Genomic DNA, 22,904 nt, shown 5'->3' with positions numbered 1-22,904 from the left:
AAACTAATATTAGTGAATACAAAAAGAATTACATTTGCTTCAGTAGAAAAAAAGAAAGAATATCCTGATTTTTTAGAAATTCAAATTAAATCTTTTAAAGAGTTTTTTCAACTAGAAACAAAATCGGAAAATAGAAAAAATGAAGGATTGTTTAAAGCCTTTTCTGAAAATTTTCCAATTTCTGATGGGAGAAATTCTTTTGTTTTAGAGTTTAAAGGATATTCTATAGATTCTCCTAGATATTCTATAGGAGAATGTCTTGAAAGAGGATTAACTTATAGTGTCCCTTTAAAAGCGGAATTAAAGTTATATTGTACTGATCCTGACCACGAAGATTTTGAAACTGTTTATCAAAATGTTTATTTAGGAACATATCCATATATGACTCCATCTGGAACTTTTATATTTAATGGATCAGAAAGAGTTATTGTTTCACAATTGCATCGTTCTCCAGGAGTGTTTTTTAGTCAATCACATCATTCAAATGGAACTAAGCTTTATTCTGCTAGAATTATTCCTTTTAAAGGATCTTGGATAGAATTTGCTACTGATATTAATAACGTAATGTATGCTTATATAGATCGTAAGAAAAAATTACCTATGACTACTTTATTACGTGCTATAGGATATGAAAGGGATAAAGATATATTAGAAATATTTGATTTAGGAGATGAGATAAAGGTTACAAAAAATAATTATAAAAACATTTTAGATAGGACTCTAGCAGAAAGAATATTAAAAGTTTGGCATGAAGATTTTGTAGATGAAGATACAGGAGAAGTAATTTCAATAGAAAAGAATGAAATACTTATAGATAGAAATGTACTTTTACAAAAAGAACATATAGATATTTTAAATAATCAAGAAATAAAAAGTATTATTGTACATAAAAAAAGTGGAATAAAGAAAGATTACTCTATTATTTACAATACTTTACACAAAGATTCTACAAATTCTGAAAAAGAAGCTGTTGAATATATTTATAGACAATTAAGAAATACTGAACCACCTGATGAAGAAACTGCTAAAGGAATTATAGATAAATTATTTTTTTCTGATACTAGATATAGTTTAGGTCCTGTAGGGAGATATCGTTTAAATAAAAGACTTGGTCTGAGTATTGATTCAAATCATTTAGTTCTAACAAAAAAAGATATAATTGCAATAGTAGAACATTTAAATGCATTATCAAATTCTAAAAGGGAAGTAGACGATATTGATCATTTATCTAATAGACGAGTAAGAACTGTGGGTGAACAATTATATACTCAATTTAGTATTGGACTATCAAGAATGGCAAGAACTATAAAAGAAAGAATGAATGTTCGTGATAATGAAGTGTTTATGCCAGTAGATCTTATTAATGCTAAAACTCTTTCTTCTGTTATAAATACTTTTTTTGGAACTAATCAATTATCTCAATTTATGGATCAAACTAATCCTTTATCTGAAATGACTCATAAAAGAAGATTATCAGCATTAGGCCCTGGTGGTTTATCAAGAGAAAGAGCTGGTTTTGAAGTAAGGGATGTAAATTATTCTCATTATGGTAGATTATGTCCTATAGAAACTCCTGAAGGCCCAAATATAGGATTAATTTCTTCACTTTCTGTATTTGCAAAAATAAACGATATGGGTTTTGTTGAAACTCCTTATAGGATAGTAAAAAATAATAAAGTAGATTTAAAATATAAAGTAAAGTATTTAAGTGCGGAGGAAGAAGAAGGGAAAATTATAGCACAATCTAATGCAATTGACGGTCATGGAAAATTTTTTTCTAATAGGATTATATCTAGAAAAGATGGAGATTTTCCTGTTGTAAGTCCTGAACTAATAGATTATGTAGATGTAGCACCTAATCAAATTGCTTCAATTTCAGCTTCTCTAATTCCTTTTTTAGAACATGATGATGCTAATAGAGCTTTAATGGGTTCTAATATGATGAGACAAGCTGTTCCATTATTACAACCTGAGGCCCCTATTGTAGGAACTGGACTAGAAAAAAGAGTAGCAATGGATTCTAGAATTTTAATTAATGCGGAAAAAAATGGAATAGTAGAATATGTAGATGCAAATAAGATAATAATTCATTATAATAGAACAGAAGAAGAGTCATTAGTTAGTTTTGATTCTGATTTAAAGGTTTATAATCTTATAAAATTTAGAAAGACAAATCAGAATACATGTATTAATTTGAAACCCATTGTTAAACAAGGAATGAAAGTTAAAAAAGATCAAGTATTATGTGAAGGGTATGCAACAGAAAATGGAGAATTAGCATTAGGAAGAAATTTAAAAGCAGCTTTTATTCCTTGTAATGGATTTAATTTTGAAGATGCAGTTTTAATATCTGAGAAAGTAGTAAACCAAGATTGGTTTACATCTATACATATAGATGAGTATTCTTTAGAAGTAAGAGATACTAAATTAGGAATGGAAGAATTTACTAATGATATTCCAAATGTCAGTGAAGATGCGACAAAAGATTTAGATGAAAATGGAATTATTCGTGTAGGTGCAGAAGTAAAACCTGGAGATATTCTTATTGGTAAAATAACTCCAAAAGGGGAGTCAGATCCAACTCCAGAAGAAAAATTATTAAGAGCTATTTTTGGAGATAAAGCAGGAAATGTAAAAGATGCATCTTTAAGAGCAGATCCTTCTTTATTTGGAGTAGTAATAGATACTAAATTATTTACAAGAAGTATAAAAAATAAAGAATCTAGAATAAAAGATAAAAATGAAATAGAAAATTTAGAAAAAAAACATGAAAAAGATTTGCTAAATCTAAAAAGTATTTTAATAAAAAAGTTAAATTATCTTTTAAATAACTATACATGTAATAATGATGTTTTTAATAATAAAGGAAAAAAAATTATCAAAGTAGGAGATAAATTTAATATAGAATTTTTTGATACTATTATAGATTATACAGAAATATCTACAGAAAATTGGACAGAAAATTATGATGTAAATAATTTGATATATAAAATTTTACATAATTATAAATTATCAGTAAATAATCTCGCTAATATTTTTAAACATAAAAAGTTTTCTATTACAGTTGGAGATGAGTTACCTTCTGGAATTATCAAAATGGCAAAAGTTTATGTTGCAAAGAAAAGGAAGTTAAAGGTTGGGGATAAAATGGCAGGTAGACATGGGAATAAAGGAGTAGTAGCTAGAATTTTAAGAGAAGAAGATATGCCATTTTTAGAAGATGGAAGTCCAGTAGATATTGTATTGAATCCATTGGGGGTCCCTTCTAGAATGAATATTGGACAAATATATGAAACTGTATTAGGATGGGCTGGAAAAAAACTAAATGTAAAGTTTTCAACACCTATATTTGACGGGGCAACAATAAAAGAAATATCAAAATATACAGAAAAAGCTGGAATTCCAAAATTTGGGACTACTTATTTGTTTGATGGAGGAACAGGTGAAAGATTTGATCAACCTGCTACAGTTGGATTTATATACATATTAAAATTAGGGCACATGGTAGATGATAAAATGCATTCTAGATCTATAGGTCCTTATTCATTAATTACTCAACAACCTTTAGGAGGTAAAGCACAATTTGGAGGACAAAGATTCGGTGAAATGGAAGTTTGGGCTCTAGAAGCATTTGGAGCCTCTAACATCCTACGTGAAATTTTAACTGTTAAATCAGACGATGTAATAGGAAGAGCAAAAACATATGAATCTATAGTAAAAGGAATAGATTTACCTGAGCCTAATAATCCTGAATCATTTAATGTACTTTGTTATGAATTAAAAGGATTAGGATTAGATATTAATTTAGAGGAATGAATTTTCGTAAAAAATGAATAAACATATCAAGTTTAGAAAAATTACCATTAGATTAGCTTCTCCTGAGGTTATATTAAAAGAATCTCATGGAGAAGTTTTAAAACCAGAAACTATAAATTATAGAACTCATAAACCGGAAAGAGATGGTTTATTTTGTGAACGTATTTTTGGCCCAGTAAAAGATTACGAATGTGCTTGTGGCAAGTATAAAAGAATACGATATAAAGGAATTGTTTGTGATAGATGTGGAGTAGAAGTGACTGAAAAAAAAGTTAGGAGAAAACGAATGGGTCATATTAATCTTGTAGTTCCTGTAGTACATATTTGGTGTTTTAGATCTTCACCTAATAAAATAGGGTATTTATTAGGAATTCCCTCAAAAAAATTAGAAATGATTATTTATTACGAACGATATGTAGTAATTCAAATTGGAATAGCTGTTAATTTAAGTAGTGTTGAATTGAAAAAAGGAGATTTTTTAACAGAAGAGGAATATGTATCTATATTAAGTCAACTTCCAAAAGATAATCAAATTTTAGAAGATTCTGATCCAAGTAAGTTCATAGCTAAAATGGGTGCTGAATGTATAGAGGATTTATTAAATAGAATTGATTTGGATTCTTTATCTATTGAATTAAGGAATCAATCTAGGAATGAAACATCAAAACAAAGAAGAATAGAAGCTTTAAAAAGATTGAAAATAGTAGAATCTTTCCGAGAAGGAAAAAAAAATGGAGGTAATCCATCATATATGGTGGTTCATGTATTATCTGTAATTCCTCCAGAATTAAGACCATTAGTTCCTTTAGATGGTGGAAGATATGCAGCTTCAGATATGACTGATTTGTATAGACGTGTATTAATAAGAAATAATCGTTTAAAACGATTGATAGAAATTAAAGCTCCGGAAGTAATTCTTAGAAATGAAAAAAGAATGTTACAAGAATCTGTAGATTCTTTATTTGATAATTCAAGAAAAGTATCAGCAGTAAAATCTGAGGCAAATCGACCATTAAAATCTTTATCAGATTCTTTGAAAGGAAAACAAGGAAGATTTAGACAAAATCTTCTTGGTAAAAGAGTAGATTATTCTGCAAGATCTGTTATTGTAGTTGGTCCACATTTAAAATTACACGAGTGTGGAATACCCAAAGATATGGCTGCTGAATTATATAAACCTTTTATTATAAGAAAATTGATAGAAAGAGGAATAGTAAAAACAGTAAAATCTGCAAAAAAAATTATTGATAAAAGAGATAAAATGATATGGGATATTTTAGAAAATGTTTTAAGAGGACATCCAGTATTATTAAATAGAGCGCCTACATTACATAGATTAGGAATACAAGCGTTTCAACCAAAATTAATAGAAGGAAAAGCTATTCAATTACATCCTTTAGTTTGTTCTGCTTTTAATGCAGATTTTGATGGAGATCAAATGGCTGTGCATTTACCATTATCTAATGCAGCAATATTAGAAGCTCAATTGTTAATGTTAGCATCCCAAAATATTTTAAATCCTGCAAATGGATCACCTATTACAGTTCCTTCTCAAGACATGGTATTAGGATTATATTATATGACAAAACCATTATTATCTGATGAAAATAATAATGTAAAAGGTGAAGGAAAGATTTTTTATTCTTCAGAAGAAGTAGTAATAGCATATAATCAAAAAATAGTTAATTTACATGCACTTATAAAAGTTAAGGTAGATATATTAGAAGATAATAAATTTGTTACTAGGTTAGTTGAAACAACTGTAGGCAGAGTTTTGTTTAATCAAGTAGTTCCTAAAAAAGTAGGTTATATAAATGAGTCTCTTACAAAAAAATCATTAAGAGATATAATAGGTAGAATATTATATCTTACAGACGTCCCAACTACATCTAATTTTTTAGATGATATAAAAGAATTAGGGTTTTATAATGCTTTTAAAGGAGGATTATCATTTGGATTAGGGGATATAATTATCCCTGATAATAAAGTAGATATGGTAAATTATGCTATTAAACAAGTAGATCAAGTTAAAGGAAATTATAATATGGGATTGATAACTAATAATGAACGATATAATCAGGTAATTGATATTTGGACAAATACTAATTCTATACTTACTGAAAAAGTTATGAGATACATGTCTGAAGATAGGAAAGGATTTAATCCAGTATATATGATGCTAGATTCTGGAGCTAGAGGTTCTAAAGAACAAATACGTCAACTTTCTGGAATGAGAGGTTTAATGGCAAAACCACAAAAAACTGGTTCTTCCGGAGGAGAAATAATAGAAAATCCTATTTTGTCTAATTTTAGGGAAGGTTTGTCAATTTTAGAATATTTTATTTCTACTCATGGAGCACGAAAAGGTTTAGCTGATACTGCATTGAAAACAGCAGATGCAGGATATTTAACAAGAAGATTAGTAGATGCTGCACAAGATGTAATAATAAAAATAGAAGATTGTAATACTTTACGAGGATTGGAAATGCTTGCATTAAAAAAAAATGAAGAAATAGTAGAAACCTTGTTTGAAAGAATCTTAGGAAGAACATCATTAAATGATATATTTAATCCAAAAAATAATAATGTAATAATTAATTCTGGAGAAATTATAGATGAAAAAATAGGTAATATTATTGAAAATTCTGGAATAGAAATGGTAGTAGTTAGATCTCCTTTAACATGTGAAGCAAAATTAGGTATTTGTTCTAAATGTTATGGGGTAAATTTATCAACAGGAATGATTGCACAAAAAGGAGAAGCTGTAGGAGTAATTGCAGCTCAGTCTATTGGAGAGCCTGGAACACAATTAACTTTACGTACTTTTCATGTTGGAGGAACAGCAGTAAATATAACAGAATCATCTCAAATAAAAGCAAGATATAATGGATGGATTGAATTTGATGATTTAAAATTTGTAGAAACAAAAGACGATTCTATAGAATTAGGATTAGGAATAGTAGTTTCTCGTACTTCTGAGATGAAATTATTAGATGAAAAAAAATCATCTATTTTGATGATAAGTAATATTCCTTATGGAGCAATATTATACGTTAAAAATGGAAGTAAATTAAAAAAAGGAGATCTTATTTGCAAATGGGATTTATATAATGCAGTAATTATTTCTGAATTTTCCGGATATATATCTTATCAATATTTAGAACAAGGTATATCTTATCAAATAGAAATAGATGAACAAACAGGATTTCAAGAAAAAGTTATAACAGAGGTAAGAAATAAAAATATAGTTCCAATGTTAAAAATTGTTGATGAAAGTGATAATGAATTAAAATTTTATAACTTACCAGTAGGAGCACATTTAATGGTAGAAGATGGAGAAAAAATAGATAAAGGAAAAATATTAGTAAAAGTTCCTAGAAAAACTGCTAAAACTGGTGATATAACTGGAGGTCTACCAAGATTATCTGAATTATTCGAAGCACGAAATCCATCAAATCCAGCTGTAGTCTCAGAAATGGATGGAATAGTTAGTCATGGAAAAATAATAAGAGGAAACAGAGAAATTATTGTAGAATCTAAAACAGGAGAAATTAGAAAATATTTAGTAAAATTATCTAGTCAAATTCTTGTACAAGAAAATGATTACGTAAAGGCAGGAATGGCTTTGTCAGATGGAGCAGTTACTCCTAATGATATTCTAAATATAAAAGGACCAAGATCAGTTCAAGAATATTTAATAAGGGAAATACAAGATGTATATCGTTTACAAGGAGTTAAAATCAATGATAAACATTTTGAGATAATTGTATTACAGATGATGAGGAAAATTGAGGTAATAGATGTTGGAGATACTAAATTTTTAGAAGGAAACATTGAATACAAAGATGATTTTATAGAAGAAAATGATAGAATTTTTCAAATGAAAGTAGTAGAATCTCCTGGAGATTCTACTATTTTTAATATTGGAGATGTTATAAGTAAAAGTAATTTTATAAATGAAAATACAATATTGAAATATAATAATAAAAAACTAATGAAAGTTAGAGATGCATTATATGCTACTGGAAGACCAATATTACAGGGAATAACAAGAGCAGCATTACAGACAAAATCTTTTATATCTGCAGCATCATTTCAAGAAACTACTAAAGTATTAAGTGAAGCTGCTATTAGTAGCAAGACCGATGAATTACATGGACTAAAAGAAAATGTAATTGTAGGACATAAAATTCCAGCAGGTACTGGATTAAAGGAATATGAAAATATTTATCCAGAAATTTTATAAAATTAAATTTTTTTATACTTATTTATTTTTATTCCACTTATTTTTAATAGATACTGTTTCATTTACAATAATTTTATTTTTATATATTTTTTCCACATAAAAATATCCTATTCTTTGAAATTGTAAATGATCTCCTACTTTTGATTCTTTTATATGGGGTTCAGCTTTAGCTATTATTTTATTTTTTGATTTTGGATTAATATATTTATAGAAATTATTTTTATCATTAATATTATTTTCATTTTTTAAAAACAATATGTCATATAAATTTACTTCTACAGGAAAATAATATTTAGTTGAGACCCAATGCAAAGTACTTTTAACTATCATTTTTTTATTAACTATTTTTTTTGTTCCCGATTTACTATCGGGATAATATATACAATGTATTTCTTTTATTTTTCCTTTATAATCTTTTTTAACTAAATTAGCTTTTATTATATATGCTCCTTTTAATCTAACTTTATTTCCAATGTATAAACGAAAAAAATTTTTTTCGTTTATTTTTTCTATAAAATCAGTTTTTTCAATATATAAAGTTTTTGAAAATGGAACTTTTCTATATTTTGAATGTGGATCTTCCGGATTATTTTTAATTTTTATCCATTCTACATTATCTGAAGGGTAATTATCTATAATTAATTTTATTGGATGTAAAACGACCATTAATCTACTAGATATTTTATTTAAATCTTTTCTTATATAATATTCTAATGAAGATGTATCAATAATATTATTTCTTTTTGTTATACCTATTTTATGAATGAAATTTTTTAAAGAATTAGATGTATATCCTTTTTTACGTAATCCTTGTATTGTTAATATTCTGGGATCATCCCATGATTCAATAATATTTTTTTCTATTAAATATTTAATTTTTCTTTTACTTGTTATTGTATTACTTATGTTTAATCTTGAAAACTCTATTTGCTTTGGTTTTATTTTTTTTTTATTATAAGGAATTTTGTCTAAAAACCAATTATATAATGGTTTTTTATTTTCAAATTCTAATGAACATAAAGAATGAGATATTTGTTCTATATAATCACATTGTCCATGTGTCCAATCATAAGTAGGATAAATACACCATTTAGACCCAGTTTTATGATGTTTTTTATATAAAATTCTATACATAATTGGATCTCTCATATTCATATTAGAGGAATTCATATTTATTTTAGCTCTTAAAACACATGTACCTTCTTTGAAAAACCCATTTTTCATTTTTTCAAAGAGTTTTATATTTTCATCTATTGATCTATTTCTATTAATGCTGTTTATTCCAATTTCAAAAGAAGTTTTTCTTTGTGATTGTATTATGTATTTAGATTGATTATCTATATATGCAAAACCTTTTTTTATTAACTCTATAGCAAATTTATAAAGTATAGCAAAATAATCAGAAGCATAACTTTCTTTATTCCATTTAAATCCCAAAAATAAAATATCATTTTTTATAGATCTTACATACTTATCATTTTCAGTAGTAGGATTAGTATCATCAAATCTTAGATTTACTGGAGCATTATACTTTTTACCTAATTCAAAATTTAAACATATAGCCTTAATATGTCCTATATGTAAATAACCATTTGGTTCAGGAGGAAAACGGAATTTAATTTTTTTTATAGGAAATCCATTATTTATTTCTTTCTCTATAATCTTTTCAATAAAATTTAAATTTGATTTAATTTTAATAAATGTAAAATTAAAATAATACTAAATATAGTTATTTTTTTTAAAATAGTATTTTTTATTATATTTTTATTTTAATTGATATAAATTGAATTATTCAGAAGTTATAAAATGGATATTTAGACGTTTATCTATTTATCAAAACATTGGAAAAAAATCATATAAACCAGGATTAGAAAGAATAAAAAAATTTTGTTCTTATTTAGGTAATCCACAGAATTTTTTTACTAGCATTCATATAGGAGGTACTAATGGAAAAGGATCTACATCACATATGTTGTCTTCTATTTTTCAAGAAGAAAAATTTATAACTGGACTGTTTACTTCTCCTCATTTAATTGATTTTAGAGAAAGAATAAGATGCAATGGAATATTAATAGAAAAAAATTTTATAATAGATTTCATTGAAAAAAATTACGAATTTATAGAAAAAGAAAAAATTTCATTTTTTGAAATGAATACTGCTTTAGCTTTTCAATATTTTAAAGAAAAAAAGGTTAATATAGCAATAATTGAAGTAGGCCTAGGTGGTAGATTGGATTCTACAAATATTATTATTCCAGAATTATCTGTAATTACTAGTGTAAATTTAGATCATACTGATATTCTTGGAAAAAGTAAATATAGAATTGCTTACGAAAAATCAGGTATTATAAAAAATAATATTCCAATTTTAATTGGAAGAAAAATAGAAAAAAATATAAAATTTTTTTTTCTTAAAAAAGCTTTTAAAAAAAACGCTCCAGTTTATTTTTCAAAAAAAAATATATATGATGTTGAATATAAAATTCCTTTTAAAACAAAATATCAATATTTAAATAAAAATACAGTTTTAAATATTGTAAGAATATTACATATAAGAAAAAATATATTTATTTCTAATTATTCAATTAAAAAAGGTTTAAAAAATGTGATAAAAAATACAAATTTTAGAGGAAGATGGCAAATATTGAAAAAAAAAAATCCAAAAATTATTTGTGATATAGCACACAATGAAGAAGGAATACAAATGATAAACTTACAAATTAGAAAAGAAATATATAAAAAATTACATATAGTTTTAGGTTTTGTAAAAGGTAAGAGAATAATGAATATGTTAAAATATTTTCCTAAAAAATCTTGTTTTTATTTTTGTGAACCAAATATAGATAGAAAATATCCTATAAATGATTTGAAAATAATAATTAAAGATTCATTACTATACAATGATTATTGTATAAATTATTATAAATCTACAAAAAAAGCATTTTTATATGCTAAAAAAAAAGCTGGAGAAAACGATTTTATTTTGGTGTGCGGAAGTACTTTCGTTGTATCTGAAGTATTATTATTATAATTAAATTATTTTTTTTATTAAATTTGAAGATTGGGCAATTAGCTCAGCTAGGTTTAGAGCATCTGTTTTACAAGCAGGAGGTCACTGGTTCAAATCCAGTATTGCCCATTTTTCTATTTTTTTTAGTATAAAATCTAATATTTCATTTTTATTTTCTGTATAAAACCATTTTATATCATTACTTTTTTTATACCATGTAATTTGTTTTTTTACATATTTTCTAGTATTTATTTTAATTTTTTCTATAGTAAATTGTAAATTTATATACTCTTTTTTTTTACTAAAAAAAGAAAATAATTCTTTATAACCTATAGTTTGTAAACTATTTAAATGTCTAAAATGATAAAAACGAATAGCTTCGTCTATTATTCCTTGTTTTATCATATTATTTACTCTATTATCTATTCTAATAAAATGTTCTTTTTTTGATAAATAAATTCCAATTTTTAAAATTTTAAAAAATCTTTCTTTAATTTTTTTTTTGAAGAAAAAAGATGGATTTTTCCCAGTAGATTTAAATATTTCTAAATAACGTATTAAACGTCTTGGATTTTTTATATCAATTACATCATTTTTTGTTCTTATTTTTTCAAATTCTTTTTGTAAAAATTCAATTCCAAATTTTTTAAAATTAAAAATTAAATCTTTTTTTATTATTGTAGTATCAATTTTAGGTATTTCTGATAACCCTACTGTTATAGATTTTTCATATAAACTTGAACCTCCTACAGCTATTAATACTGAATATTTTATAAATAAATTTGAAATTTTTTTATAGAAATCTACTTCAAATAATTTTGCATTATAATTTTTATGTAGACATAAATGTCCTATAAAGTGATGAGGAATTGTATTTAGTTCTGTTTTTGTTGGCATTCCACTCCCTATCTTTAATTCTCTATAAAATTGTCTAGAATCAATAGATAATATTTCAGTATTTAATTTTTTAGCTAAAAAAATTGATAATAATGTTTTTCCTACACAAGTAGGCCCCAATATAAGAATAATAAGTTTTTTTTTCAAATATGTATAAATGATGAATATTTGGATAATTTTGCGTACATCCAATAGTCTACTAATACTAAAGCGGCCATAGATTCAACTATTGGAATAGCTCGTGGTAATACACAAGGATCATGTCTGCCTTTTCCTATTATAAAAATAAAATTTCCATTTTTATCTATTGTTTTTTGTTTTTTCATTATTGTTGCTACAGGTTTAAAAGCTATTTTAAAATAAATATCCATTCCATTTGATATTCCACCTTGTATTCCTCCAGATAAATTTGTTTTAGTTGTTTCATCTGAATTAAATAAATCATTATGTTTAGATCCAACTAATTTAGTCCCATAAAATCCACTACCATACTCAAAACCTTTAACCGCGTTAATTGATAGCATTGCTTTTCCCAATTCAGCATGAAGTTTGTTAAAAACTGGTTCTCCTATTCCTATTGGAAGATTTTTAATAATACAAGTAATTGTCCCACCTATTGTATCTCCTTGATTCTTTATTTTTTTTATTTTAGATATCATCATTTTAGATATATTAGGATCAGGACATCTAACTGGACTATTTTCTATAGATTCTCTAGATAAATCTAATTTATCATAAGGTTTATTTATTGAAATATCTCCTACACTGGAAACGTAAGATATAATTTTTACATTTTTCATTAATTGTTTTGCTATAGAACCTGCAACAACTCTGCATACTGTTTCTCTTGCAGAAGATCTTCCTCCACCTCTATAATCTCTTATACCATATTTTTTTTCATAAGTAAAATCTGAATGAGAAGGTCTATAAGAATTTTTAATATGTAAATAATCGTCAGACTTTTGATCTTTGTTTCTAATAATAAAACCAATTGGAGTTCCAGTAGTTTTATTTTCAAAAATTCCAGATAAAAAATCTACTTTATCAAATTCTTTTCTTTGTGTTACAATAGATGACTGACCGGGTTTTCTTCTATTTAATTCATATTGTATTTCTTCCATATTTAGTTTAACTCCTGCTGGACATCCATCAATAACCCCACCTAAAGCCATTCCATGACTTTCTCCAAAAGTAATTACTCTAAATAAATTTCCAAAAATATTTCCTGACATACATATAAAATGTTTTATTTTCCATAATAAAAATAATTAATAGTGTGTATAGTATAATACAGTACAAAAAAAATTTATTATTACTTAAAAATTAAGTCATTTTTATATTATACTACTTTTATTAAAAATAAGTAAAATTATTTTTAATTATAATTTTTATAGTAATTAATTAAACGACTAAATTCTATATATGATAGACGTTTTATTAATTCATTTTTATCAATATATTTCAATTTTTTTTGTATTTTAGGAAGAATTTTTTTTATATCTTCATCTTTTACAATAACTTCTTTTATTTTTCTAACAAAATGTAGTAATTGTTTTTCAAATATATCTTTACCTGTAGGAACCATTATATAATGAAAATATTTACCAATTTTTTTTTCAAATTCTTTTAATTTTTTTTTCTCTTTATTATTTATTATGCATACAGATATACCTCTTTTTCCTGCTCTCCCAGTTCTACCACTTCTATGTATATAAATTTCACTTTCTTTAGGAATATTATAATTTATAATATGTGTAATATTGTTGATATCTAAGCCTCTAGATGCAACATCTGTTGCTACTAAAAATTGTAAATTTTTATTTCTAAATTTTTGCATTACATTACCTCTTTGAGCCTGAGATAGATCCCCATGTATAGCATCTGCATTGTACCCGTCTTTTATTAAGAATTCAGTTATCATTTTAGTTATTTTTCTAGTCCTGCAAAATATAATTCCATAAATTTCAGGATTTATATCTACAATTCTCCTTAAAACGGAATATTTTTTGTTTAATCCATTTACTATGTAATAAATATGTTTTATATCATCACATATAATATTTTTTTTGTCAGAAATTATTTTTTCAGGGTCTATTAAATATTTTCTAGCAATTTTTTCAATGTGTTTAGACATTGTCGCAGAAAATAATAAACTTTGTTTTTTTTTTGGTAATTCTTTTATTATATAATCTAATGTCTCTTTAAAACCCATACTTACCATTTCATCTGCTTCATCAAGCACTAAGTATTTTACATCAAAAAAATGTAATTTTTTTCTCCTTATTAGATCTAAAATTCTTCCAGGAGTTCCTACAATAACATGATTTTTTTTTCTAAGTGCTATAATTTGACTATCTAAACTTACTCCTCCATATAAAGAAATTATTTTAATATATGATAAAAATTTTGAGAATAAAATAAGATCATTTGTAATTTGCATACAAAGTTCTCTTGTTGGGCATAAAATTAAAGCTTGAGGATTTTTTAATTCGTAATTAATATTTTGAATTATAGGTAGACCAAAAGCTGCAGTTTTTCCAGTTCCGGTTTGAGATAAAGCAATTATGTCTTTTTTTGAAGATAATAAGAAAGATATTACTTTTTTTTGAATAGTAGTAGGATATATAAATCCCATTAACTTTAATGCTTTAACAATATTATTGTTAAAAAAATTATATTCTTTAAATGTTTTTTTAATTTTCATAAAATGAATTATAATAAATATAATATATTGTATATTACCACTTTACATTTTTATAATGAATACATAAAATAAACACAATATAAATGTAAATATCTATTTTATCAATTATCATATAAATTATTTTTTCATTTTAAATTATTATGTATTAGATATTTTAATTATTTTTTTTTATTAAATTATTCATTACAAAATTATATCTAATAAACAGCAAAACTGCTGAAATTACAATACCTATACCTAATCCTATCCAAACGCCTACTCCCCCTATTTTTTTTGATAAATACCAAGATGTTGGTAAAGAAATAATCCAATATGAAAAAAAACTAATATACATTGGTATTTTTACATCTTGTAAGCCTCTTAATGCTCCTAAAATTATTCCCTGTAATCCATCAAATATTTGAAATACACTAGCAATGACAATCATTTTTTTTGCTATATAAAAAACTTCATTATCATTTTTCATATATATATAAGGAATTTGTTCCTTAAAAATAATAAATAATAAACTGCATATAAACATGAATATAATACCCATATAAAAAATAGAATTTCCAATAATTCTGAGTTCAGAATAATTTTTTAAGGATAGTTGAGAACTCATTCTAATTGTTGCTGTAATAGAAAGACCAGCAATAAGTAGATAAGTTGATGAAGCTAAATTTATTACTATTTGATGTGCAGCTAATACTTTTACTCCACATTTTCCTGATATAAAAGAAGAAATTGCAAATGTACTTATTTCGAAAAATGTATGTAATCCAGAGGGTATCCCAATTTTTAATATTTTGTAAAAATATTTTTTTTTAAGAAAAATTAATTTATAATAATTATAATAATTTTTTATTTTTTTATTTTTTTGTAATAGTATAAAAATACCTATTAACATTATAATACGAGATATTAATGTAGAATAAGCAACACCTACAAGTCCTAATTTTGGAAAACCAAAACTTCCATGTATAAATATATAATTTAACAGTACATTTATAATAGATGAACTCCATGTTATTATTAAACTTGGATATGTTAAAGATATACCTTCTGAAAATTTTCTAAAAACTTCGAATAACATCCATGGAATAAAAGAAATAGCAATAACTCTTAAAAAAGAAGTAGTATTGTTTAAAATTTCTTTAGGCTGACCTAAATATGGAAATATATAAAAGAAAACATGGATTAGTCCATACATTAATATAGATAAAAATAAGTTCAATATAAATCCATGATAAAAAATTATATATCCTTCTTTATATTTTTTCTTAGCATCTACAGATGCTATTAAAGATGAAATTGCATTAGATATTCCTAATCCAAAAATTATCAATATAAAAAATATAGAATTAGCTAATGATGTTGAAGCTAAGGCTTTATCTCCTAGATTACCTACCATTATATTATCAAAAAAATTTACAGAAATTATCCCTAATTGAGAAAAAAAAATAGGAATAGCTAACAGAAAGTTTTTTTTTAAATGTTGTATGTATGTTATTCTTTTTTTGATAAAAAAATTTTTTTTTAATAATTTATATAGATAATGAAAAAAAATAAATATTTGTTTATTTATATTTTAATGAATTATATTTTAATAAATGGTAATTTTTTTTTTATAACAGGTAATTTTTTTTTTCTTATTTCCAAAAAAATATGATTTGTTTGTATATCTTGTAACATATATCCTAATCCTATTCCTTTTTTTAATATTGGGGAATATCCACCAGATGTAACATATCCAATTTCATTTCCTTCGTTATTTATTAATAAATATCCTTCTCTAGGGATAATTCTACCTTCTTTTATATAAAAAGATATAAATTTTTTATGATTTCTGTTTATTTTTTGTTTTTTTAAAATATTTTTTGCAATAAATTCTTTATTAAATTTTACAATCCAAGATAATCCAGATTCTATAGGTGAAATAGTTTCAGAAATTTCTTTTCCATATAAACGATATCCCATTTCTAATCTTAAAGTATTTCTACTAGAAATTCCACAAGGAATAATTTTTTCATTACCTATTTCCAAAATATTGTTCCATAATTTTTCTACATTTTTATTAGGAATATAAATTTCTATACCTATTAGAGACCCTGTATATCCAGTACGAGATATTAGAACATTTTTTATTCCAAACATTTCTCCTATTGTAAAATGGTAGTAAGAAATTTTATGTAAATGTATTTTTGTTATGTTTTTAAGATAATAAAAAGATAATGGCCCTTGTATAGATAACAAAGAGTATTCTTGAGAAAAATCTATTAGATCAATTTTTTGATATTTTTTTATGTGATCATTTATCCAGATTTTATTTTTTTCAATGTTAATTGCATTAACTATTAATAAAAATTCTTCTTCATTAATTTTGTAAATTACCAGATCATCAATTATTCCTCCATTTTTATTAATTAGACAAGTATATTGTGCCTGTCCTGTTTTTATTGTAGATATATCATTAGTTGTTAAGTATTGAATCAATTTTTTTGATTGTTTACCTTTTAAAACTAATTTTCCCATATGACTTACATCAAATATCCCAGCATTTTTTCTTACAGAAAGATGTTCATTTACAGATGATGAATAGTATAGAGGCATTAAGAATCCGGAAAATTCACACATTTTAGCTCCTAATTCAACATGTTTTTTGTATAAAGTAGTTTTTTTTAAATTATTTTGTTCCATTATATTCTACAAAATTATCTCTTTTTTCATACAAAGTTATTTTTAAATCTATATTATATAAAATATTTTGTTTTATTTTTTTCTATGGTAAAAATATAACTATTTACCATAGAATATAAGAAAATTCTTTAAAAAAACTTATATATTTTTTTATCAATTTTTATTGTATAGTTTATAGTTTATTGTAAGAACTAAAATAAATTTTTATACTTATAGTTACTTTCATAATACATAATATTTATTTAAATAATTTCTTAAAATGGTTTTTTATAATTATTTTTAACCATACTGTATATATATTTGGATGTGATTTTATACTTTTAATTAAAGAATCCCATGATATCCATTTCCAATTATTAACTTCTTCTGAATTTATAATTGGAAATTTATTGTAATAACCTACAAATACATAATCTAATTCATTCTCTATTAATCCATTATTAAAAGAATTATTATATATAAAACAGAATTTTTGCTCTAGAAAACAATCGAATCCCATTTCATTTATTAAACAACGATGTGCAGCATTAATTACAGGTTCATTTTTTATTGGATGACTACAACATGTATTAGTCCACAATAAAGAAGAATGATTTTTTTTTTCAGATCTTTTTTGTAACATTAAATGATTTTTCATATTGAATATGAAGATAGAAACTGCTTTATGCAATAATCCTTTTTTGTGTATTATTTCTTTTTTTTCAAATCCAATAATTTCTTTTTTTTCATTAATTATAGGAATAAGATCATTATCTTCTTCATGTTTTTCATTTATAGTTATAGGATACAACATAACGGGTTACTATAAGTTTAAGTAAATAAGTTTTTATAAATTTAAAAATATCAAAATAAAAAAAATTATGAAAGTAAAAAATATTTTATTTGAGTTAAATAAAATAGGAAAATATACTTTTTTAGATAGTATGCAAATAAAATTTATTTATTTATCTAATAAATTAGATGTTTTAATAGCAAAAATGCCTGTAACTAAAAAAATTCTACAACCATTTGGATATTTACATGGTGGAGCAACTGCAACTTTAGCTGAAAGTGTAGGGTCTTCATTATCACTTTTAAATTTAAAAAGATATAAAAAAAAAAAAAATTAGTGTTTTTAATATTGAAATATCTGTAAATAATATTAAGTATGTTAAGAATGGTACTTTATTTGCAAAAGCTAAAATACTTCATAAAGGAAAAACAATACATTTTATTAGAATACATATCTTTAATAAGAAAGATGAAAGCATAAGTTTTTGTAAGATGACAAATATAATAATAAGAAAATAAATAAATATGTCAATAAAAATAAATGCATTTTCTTTATATAAAAAAATAATTAAAAATTATTATAATAACAATAGTTTTGTAGTTTTTAGAATGCCAAATGATAATAAGATATTTTTTTATTCTCATTGTAAAAAATATAAAATAAAAAAATATAGTAACTTTTTTTTTATACAAGATTTTTATAATAATTTTACAATAGAAATTATTCCGGAAAAAATTTATTATATTGATATACAATATAACACATTATATTTATTAGAGAAACAGGAAAAAAATTCACATTTAATTTATAATTCTTATAAATACAAAAAGATACTTGAAAATGCAATAAAACATATAATAAAAATACAATCTTTTGAAAAAGTAGTTCTATCTAGATATATAGAAATTCCATTTAAAAATTTTTCTTTTAAAGAAACTTTTGAAAAGTTAATTTTTTCTTATCCAAATACTTTAACAAGTATTTGGTATGATGTTAATTTTGGAATTTGGATAGGAAGTACTCCAGAATTATTAATGAAATGTGTAGGTAAAAAAATTATAACTGAAGCATTAGCTGGGACTATAAATTGTTTAGAATCAAATAAGTGGACAATAAAGGAAATAGAAGAACACAATATTGTAGTTAAATATATTGTTTTTTTTTTTAGAAAATATTATAATTATAGAGGGATTCTAAATGTAGAAAATACACAATCAATAAAAATAGGAAATTTAAAACATTTAAAGACTGTTATAACTTTTTCTTTTTTTAAGAAACCTAATTTTTATAAAATATTAAAAAAATTACATCCTACTCCTTCTATATGTGGCTATCCAAAAATTAAATCACTAGAGTATATTAAAATGAATGAAAAATATAATAGAAGTTTTTATACTGGAATTATAGGAATAGGAAATAAAAAAAACATGGATATGGAATTATATATAAATTTAAGATGTGCAAAAATTATTACAAGTAAAAAAATAATATTTTATGCAGGAAGTGGGGTAACTGCAAAAAGCAGTGTTATAAAAGAATATATAGAGACAGAAAATAAAATAAAAAGTATTTTATCCAAATTTTTTTTTAGGTGATTTTTTTTTTCTTTTAAAAGGTCTGATAATTAATCGTACACTTTTATGATAATTAAAGTATTGTATTATCCAATTTGTTAAAGCTATTACTCTGTTTCTAAATCCTACTAAACTAACTAAATGAACAAACATCCAAGTTATCCATGCTAAAGATCCTTTTAATTTAAAAAAAGTAAAATCACATACGGCTTTATTTCTTCCAATAGTTGCCATAGAACCAAAATTTTTATAAATAAAAGGAAGAATATTTTTTTTATTAGAAAAAAAATTTACATTATTGAAATTATTTGCTAAATAAATTCCTTGTTGCATGGCAGGTTGTGCTGTCATAGGATGTCCATTAGGATATTTTTCATTCATTTTCATATATGCTACATCTCCTATAGCAAAAATATTACTATAATTTATGGTTTGAAGATAGGTATTTACTAGAATTCTATTTCCTTTTATATCTTCTTTAGAAAAACCATTTATAATAGATCCTTTAACTCCAGCAGTCCAAATAACATTATAAGTTATTATTTCGGTTTTTTTTTCCGTAAAAACTATTTCACCATCATAATTTTTAACTAAACAATTTAACCAAATTTTTACACCTAGTTTCTCTAAATTTTTATAAGCTTGTTTTGCAGATTCTTTAGACATTCCGTCCAGTAATCTTTCAGAAGCTTGTAATAAGTAAATTTCCATAAGTTGAATATCTAGATCTGGGTAATCAGATGGTAACACGTATTTTTTCATTTCAGCTAATGCTCCTGCTAATTCTACTCCTGTAGGTCCTCCACCTACAATTACAAAAGTCATAAGTCTTTGTTTTTCCTTAATATTTTTTACTAATAGTGCAGATTCAAAATTCTGAAGGATAAGGCTTCTTATATTCAATGCCTCTGGAATAGTTTTCATTGGAAATGAATATAATTCTATGTTTTTATTTCCAAAATAATTTGTAATAGATCCTGTAGCTACAATTAGATAATCATAATATAAATTACCAACATTAGTATAAATTTTTTGTTCATTTATATTTATTGAAATAACATTTGCTAATCTAAAGAAGAAATTTTTTGTGTTTTTTATAATGTTTCTAATTGAATGTGCTATTGAATCAGGTTCTAATCCAGCTGTAGCAACTTGATATAATAATGGTTGAAATGTATGATAATTATTTTTATCTATAAGAATAACCTGAAACTTATCTTTTCTTAGTTTTTTTGCTACCTGTAATCCTGCAAATCCTGCCCCAATAACAACAACTCTTTTTAACTTTTTTGTTTTTGGTATGTTCATGGTTATAAATTTGATTCACAGTCTAATTTATGTATATTTTCAGTTATAATGATAAATTAATTTGGTAGTTTTCTTGGGCGGTGAAATACATTTTTGGATGAATTACTATTTAATTATATTAATATTTTTTTTAGTAAATTTTGTTCTTAACAGATATCTTAGAAAAAAATTAATGGATTATTCTCAATCTAAATTTTACTCTAATATAAGTGGGAAAGAAGTCTCTGAAAAAATATTATTTGATTTTGGAATACGTAATGTAAATGTTTTATCAATAAAAGGAAAATATACAGATCATTATAATCCATTAGATAAAACTATTAACTTGAGTGAGAATGTATTTAATAATAAAGATATAATATCTATTGCTATTGCTGCACATGAAACTTCACATGCATTGCAACATAATTTTAATTATACTTTGTTAAAAATTAGAAACGCATTAGTTTTTATTTTAAATTTTTGTTCTATAGCAACAAATATTATAATGATAATTGGAATCTTATTATTTTATGGTAGTAATGGAAAATATTCACTTTTACTTAAGACTGGAATGTTTTTATTTTTCATTAACATTATATTTTTATTTATTACATTTTCTATAGAATTAGATGCAAATAAAAGAGCAATAAAATGGATTAGAAATCAACATGTAATTTATTATAAAGACTTTTATAAAATAAAAAGATATTTTAAGTTAGCTATTTTTACTTATATTTTATCTTTAATTTATTCTTCTGTACAATTTTTATACATTTTTTCTTTTTTTACAGAAAAAATAAAAAACAAAAGAAGGAGATTCCTAAATTATTTTTTTTTCTTTTTTTTGTTTTTCTGTTTAGGTCTAAGTTTTCCATAAGTTTTATTTATTATTTTTCCTCTTCTAGTTTTTTTATCTCCTTTACCCATATTTTTTAATTTTTTTTACTATCATATTGTGTATTAATTCTGCTTTTTCTTGTAAATCTATTTTAGATGAATAATTATAAATTATAATATTAGATTTTTTTTTTCTTTTTTTATTAGAAATTTGATTTTTTAATCGGTTAATAATATCAATATACGTTATATTATCTCTTTTCATAACTCTTTTTATCATGTTTTCCATAGGAGATATAGTCGTTATTATAGTATCACATTTTTTATAACTTCCACTTTCAAATAAAATAGCTGATTCTTTTATTGCATATAATATATTTTTTTTTTTTTTTGAAATAGTATAAATCCATTTTTTAAAATCTAAATTAATCCAAGGATGGACGATTTTACACATTAATTTTAATGCAAAATAATTATTAAATATAATATTAGATAAATAGTTTTTATTTACTTTTTCATTCTTATAAGAATCTTTTCCAAAATATTTTATTATTTTATTTTTTATAAAACTTATTTTGTTCATTAAAATTTTAGATCTATTATCTGATGAATAAATTGGTATTCCTTTTTTTTTAAAAAATGAAGATAATAGACTTTTACCTGATCCTATTTTACCTGTAATTCCTACTAACATTTTTTTAGATTATTTTTTTTTTCTTCCTCCCATTCATAACCATAACGAAGTTTTGTTGAATCTTTTGATATAGTATTTTTTTCTATTTTTATTTTTCCTAATATTGTTTCTAATACACAAAAATTATCTGTAATATTTATAATTTTTCCATGTAACCCTGAATTAGTTACTATATTTCTTCCTTTTTTCAAATTTTCTTGAAAATTTTTTTCTATTTTTTGTTTATTTATTTGAGGTCGTATCATAAAAAAGTAGAATATGATAAAAATTAATGCAAACATCCAAATAGTATTTGTAATAGGATGTAGTTGTAATAATAAAGAAAAAAAAATTATAATCATAAAATAAAATATTTTTTAATTAGAAATTTATAATTATAGTTATT

At 23.6% G+C, this 22,904-nt stretch carries 17 protein-coding genes, 1 tRNA gene and 1 pseudogene; 8 read left to right on the top strand and 11 right to left on the bottom strand.

Features of this window, described 5'->3' with window-relative positions:
• Positions 1 to 12: 12 nt before the first annotated feature.
• Together rpoB and rpoC are read left to right on the top strand one after the other, a co-directional pair.
• Complete coding sequence (rpoB, locus tag H0H76_RS02130) at positions 13 to 3,816, top strand: DNA-directed RNA polymerase subunit beta (protein WP_238783865.1); 3,804 nt, start codon at positions 13 to 15, stop codon at positions 3,814 to 3,816.
• Between the two features lie 13 nt (positions 3,817 to 3,829).
• Positions 3,830 to 8,062 (top strand): DNA-directed RNA polymerase subunit beta', encoded by a 4,233-nt coding sequence (rpoC, locus tag H0H76_RS02125; RefSeq protein WP_185855396.1) that lies wholly within the window; start codon positions 3,830 to 3,832, stop codon positions 8,060 to 8,062.
• An 18-nt stretch (positions 8,063 to 8,080) separates the two neighbouring features.
• Here the strand turns inward: rpoC and glnS are convergent, their stop codons facing one another.
• Positions 8,081 to 9,760 (bottom strand): glutamine--tRNA ligase, encoded by a 1,680-nt coding sequence (gene glnS, locus H0H76_RS02120; protein WP_185855795.1) that lies wholly within the window; start codon positions 9,758 to 9,760, stop codon positions 8,081 to 8,083.
• Between the two features lie 85 nt (positions 9,761 to 9,845).
• Here glnS and H0H76_RS02115 point away from each other — a divergent pair, with 85 nt between their 5' ends.
• Together H0H76_RS02115 and H0H76_RS02110 are read left to right on the top strand one after the other, a co-directional pair.
• On the top strand, positions 9,846 to 11,093 hold the full coding sequence (locus H0H76_RS02115) for a bifunctional folylpolyglutamate synthase/dihydrofolate synthase (RefSeq protein ID WP_185855395.1): 1,248 nt from the start codon (positions 9,846 to 9,848) through the stop codon (positions 11,091 to 11,093).
• A gap of 32 nt (positions 11,094 to 11,125) precedes the next feature.
• Positions 11,126 to 11,201, top strand: a tRNA-Val gene (locus H0H76_RS02110).
• Here H0H76_RS02110 and miaA read toward each other — a convergent pair.
• From miaA to idi, 6 genes are all read right to left on the bottom strand, one after another.
• The gene (gene miaA / locus H0H76_RS02105) at positions 11,175 to 12,116 is read right to left on the bottom strand and encodes a tRNA (adenosine(37)-N6)-dimethylallyltransferase MiaA (protein ID WP_238783864.1); all 942 of its coding nucleotides are present in this window, start codon (positions 12,114 to 12,116) and stop codon (positions 11,175 to 11,177) included. The genes H0H76_RS02110 and miaA overlap by 27 nt on opposite strands.
• The gene (gene aroC / locus H0H76_RS02100; protein WP_185855394.1) at positions 12,113 to 13,201 is read right to left on the bottom strand and encodes a chorismate synthase; all 1,089 of its coding nucleotides are present in this window, start codon (positions 13,199 to 13,201) and stop codon (positions 12,113 to 12,115) included. Before aroC ends, miaA begins: the two co-directional genes overlap by 4 nt.
• A 143-nt stretch (positions 13,202 to 13,344) precedes the next feature.
• A complete protein-coding gene (locus H0H76_RS02095; RefSeq protein WP_185855393.1) occupies positions 13,345 to 14,673 on the bottom strand; it encodes a DEAD/DEAH box helicase in 1,329 nt (442 codons plus the stop codon).
• A gap of 154 nt (positions 14,674 to 14,827) precedes the next feature.
• Positions 14,828 to 16,066 (bottom strand): MATE family efflux transporter, encoded by a 1,239-nt coding sequence (locus tag H0H76_RS02090; RefSeq protein ID WP_238783863.1) that lies wholly within the window; start codon positions 16,064 to 16,066, stop codon positions 14,828 to 14,830.
• 185 nt (positions 16,067 to 16,251) lie between these two features.
• Complete coding sequence (gene gcvT / locus H0H76_RS02085; protein WP_185855392.1) at positions 16,252 to 17,352, bottom strand: glycine cleavage system aminomethyltransferase GcvT; 1,101 nt, start codon at positions 17,350 to 17,352, stop codon at positions 16,252 to 16,254.
• A 238-nt stretch (positions 17,353 to 17,590) separates the two neighbouring features.
• Complete coding sequence (gene idi, locus H0H76_RS02080; RefSeq protein ID WP_185855391.1) at positions 17,591 to 18,145, bottom strand: isopentenyl-diphosphate Delta-isomerase; 555 nt, start codon at positions 18,143 to 18,145, stop codon at positions 17,591 to 17,593.
• Between the two features lie 67 nt (positions 18,146 to 18,212).
• Between idi and H0H76_RS02890 the strand changes: the two genes are divergently transcribed.
• Genes H0H76_RS02890 through H0H76_RS02070 form a run of 3 tightly spaced genes read left to right on the top strand, consistent with a single transcriptional unit; the run spans position 18,213 to position 19,719 of the window.
• Entirely contained in the window at positions 18,213 to 18,461 is a 249-nt protein-coding gene (locus H0H76_RS02890) for a hotdog fold thioesterase (RefSeq protein WP_238783862.1), read from the top strand.
• Positions 18,442 to 18,642 carry a PaaI family thioesterase gene (locus H0H76_RS02905; protein WP_394798732.1) on the top strand — a complete coding sequence of 67 codons (201 nt, stop codon included), beginning with the start codon at positions 18,442 to 18,444 and terminating at the stop codon, positions 18,640 to 18,642. The genes H0H76_RS02890 and H0H76_RS02905 overlap by 20 nt, the downstream gene beginning before the upstream one ends.
• 6 nt (positions 18,643 to 18,648) lie before the next feature.
• Entirely contained in the window at positions 18,649 to 19,719 is a 1,071-nt protein-coding gene (locus H0H76_RS02070; protein ID WP_185855390.1) for a chorismate-binding protein, read from the top strand.
• Here H0H76_RS02070 and H0H76_RS02065 read toward each other — a convergent pair.
• The gene (locus tag H0H76_RS02065; RefSeq protein WP_185855389.1) at positions 19,696 to 21,006 is read right to left on the bottom strand and encodes an NAD(P)/FAD-dependent oxidoreductase; all 1,311 of its coding nucleotides are present in this window, start codon (positions 21,004 to 21,006) and stop codon (positions 19,696 to 19,698) included. The two genes, H0H76_RS02070 and H0H76_RS02065, sit on opposite strands and share 24 nt — an antisense overlap.
• Before the next feature lie 97 nt (positions 21,007 to 21,103).
• On the opposite strand from H0H76_RS02065, the pseudogene H0H76_RS02885 reads away from it, so the two are divergent.
• Positions 21,104 to 21,712, top strand: a pseudogene (locus H0H76_RS02885) (zinc metallopeptidase); the annotation flags it as partial.
• A gap of 101 nt (positions 21,713 to 21,813) precedes the next feature.
• On the opposite strand, the gene H0H76_RS02060 reads toward H0H76_RS02885, so the two are convergent.
• The 3 genes from H0H76_RS02060 to yajC are packed head-to-tail and all read right to left on the bottom strand — an operon-like array spanning position 21,814 to position 22,860.
• A complete protein-coding gene (locus H0H76_RS02060; RefSeq protein WP_185855388.1) occupies positions 21,814 to 21,915 on the bottom strand; it encodes a 30S ribosomal protein THX in 102 nt (33 codons plus the stop codon).
• On the bottom strand, positions 21,908 to 22,519 hold the full coding sequence (coaE, locus tag H0H76_RS02055) for a dephospho-CoA kinase (RefSeq protein ID WP_185855387.1): 612 nt from the start codon (positions 22,517 to 22,519) through the stop codon (positions 21,908 to 21,910). Before coaE ends, H0H76_RS02060 begins: the two co-directional genes overlap by 8 nt.
• Positions 22,513 to 22,860: a preprotein translocase subunit YajC gene (yajC, locus tag H0H76_RS02050; protein WP_185855386.1), complete on the bottom strand. Its 348-nt coding sequence runs from the start codon at positions 22,858 to 22,860 to the stop codon at positions 22,513 to 22,515. Before yajC ends, coaE begins: the two co-directional genes overlap by 7 nt.
• Positions 22,861 to 22,904 lie beyond the last annotated feature (44 nt).

Origin of the sequence: Blattabacterium cuenoti (genome assembly GCF_014251275.1) — a bacterium.
GTDB lineage: Bacteria > Bacteroidota > Bacteroidia > Flavobacteriales > Blattabacteriaceae > Blattabacterium > Blattabacterium cuenoti_AG.
Note: the sequence above shows the minus strand (reverse complement) of the source record. Positions and strands in the feature narration are given on the sequence as shown.

What these genes read in the sequence shown, in the direction of transcription:
- rpoC (WP_185855396.1), top strand. Translation starts at nt 3,830, where the DNA reads ATGAATAAACATATCAAGTTTAGAAAAATTACCATTAGATTAGCTTCT.
- aroC (WP_185855394.1), bottom strand. Translation starts at nt 13,201, where the DNA reads ATGTCAGGAAATATTTTTGGAAATTTATTTAGAGTAATTACTTTTGGA.
- H0H76_RS02095 (WP_185855393.1), bottom strand. Translation starts at nt 14,673, where the DNA reads ATGAAAATTAAAAAAACATTTAAAGAATATAATTTTTTTAACAATAAT.
- H0H76_RS02090 (WP_238783863.1), bottom strand. Translation starts at nt 16,066, where the DNA reads ATGGTAGGTAATCTAGGAGATAAAGCCTTAGCTTCAACATCATTAGCT.
- gcvT (WP_185855392.1), bottom strand. Translation starts at nt 17,352, where the DNA reads ATGGAACAAAATAATTTAAAAAAAACTACTTTATACAAAAAACATGTT.
- idi (WP_185855391.1), bottom strand. Translation starts at nt 18,145, where the DNA reads ATGTTGTATCCTATAACTATAAATGAAAAACATGAAGAAGATAATGAT.
- H0H76_RS02890 (WP_238783862.1), top strand. Translation starts at nt 18,213, where the DNA reads ATGAAAGTAAAAAATATTTTATTTGAGTTAAATAAAATAGGAAAATAT.
- H0H76_RS02070 (WP_185855390.1), top strand. Translation starts at nt 18,649, where the DNA reads ATGTCAATAAAAATAAATGCATTTTCTTTATATAAAAAAATAATTAAA.
- H0H76_RS02065 (WP_185855389.1), bottom strand. Translation starts at nt 21,006, where the DNA reads ATGAACATACCAAAAACAAAAAAGTTAAAAAGAGTTGTTGTTATTGGG.
- H0H76_RS02060 (WP_185855388.1), bottom strand. Translation starts at nt 21,915, where the DNA reads ATGGGTAAAGGAGATAAAAAAACTAGAAGAGGAAAAATAATAAATAAA.
- coaE (WP_185855387.1), bottom strand. Translation starts at nt 22,519, where the DNA reads ATGTTAGTAGGAATTACAGGTAAAATAGGATCAGGTAAAAGTCTATTA.
- yajC (WP_185855386.1), bottom strand. Translation starts at nt 22,860, where the DNA reads ATGATTATAATTTTTTTTTCTTTATTATTACAACTACATCCTATTACA.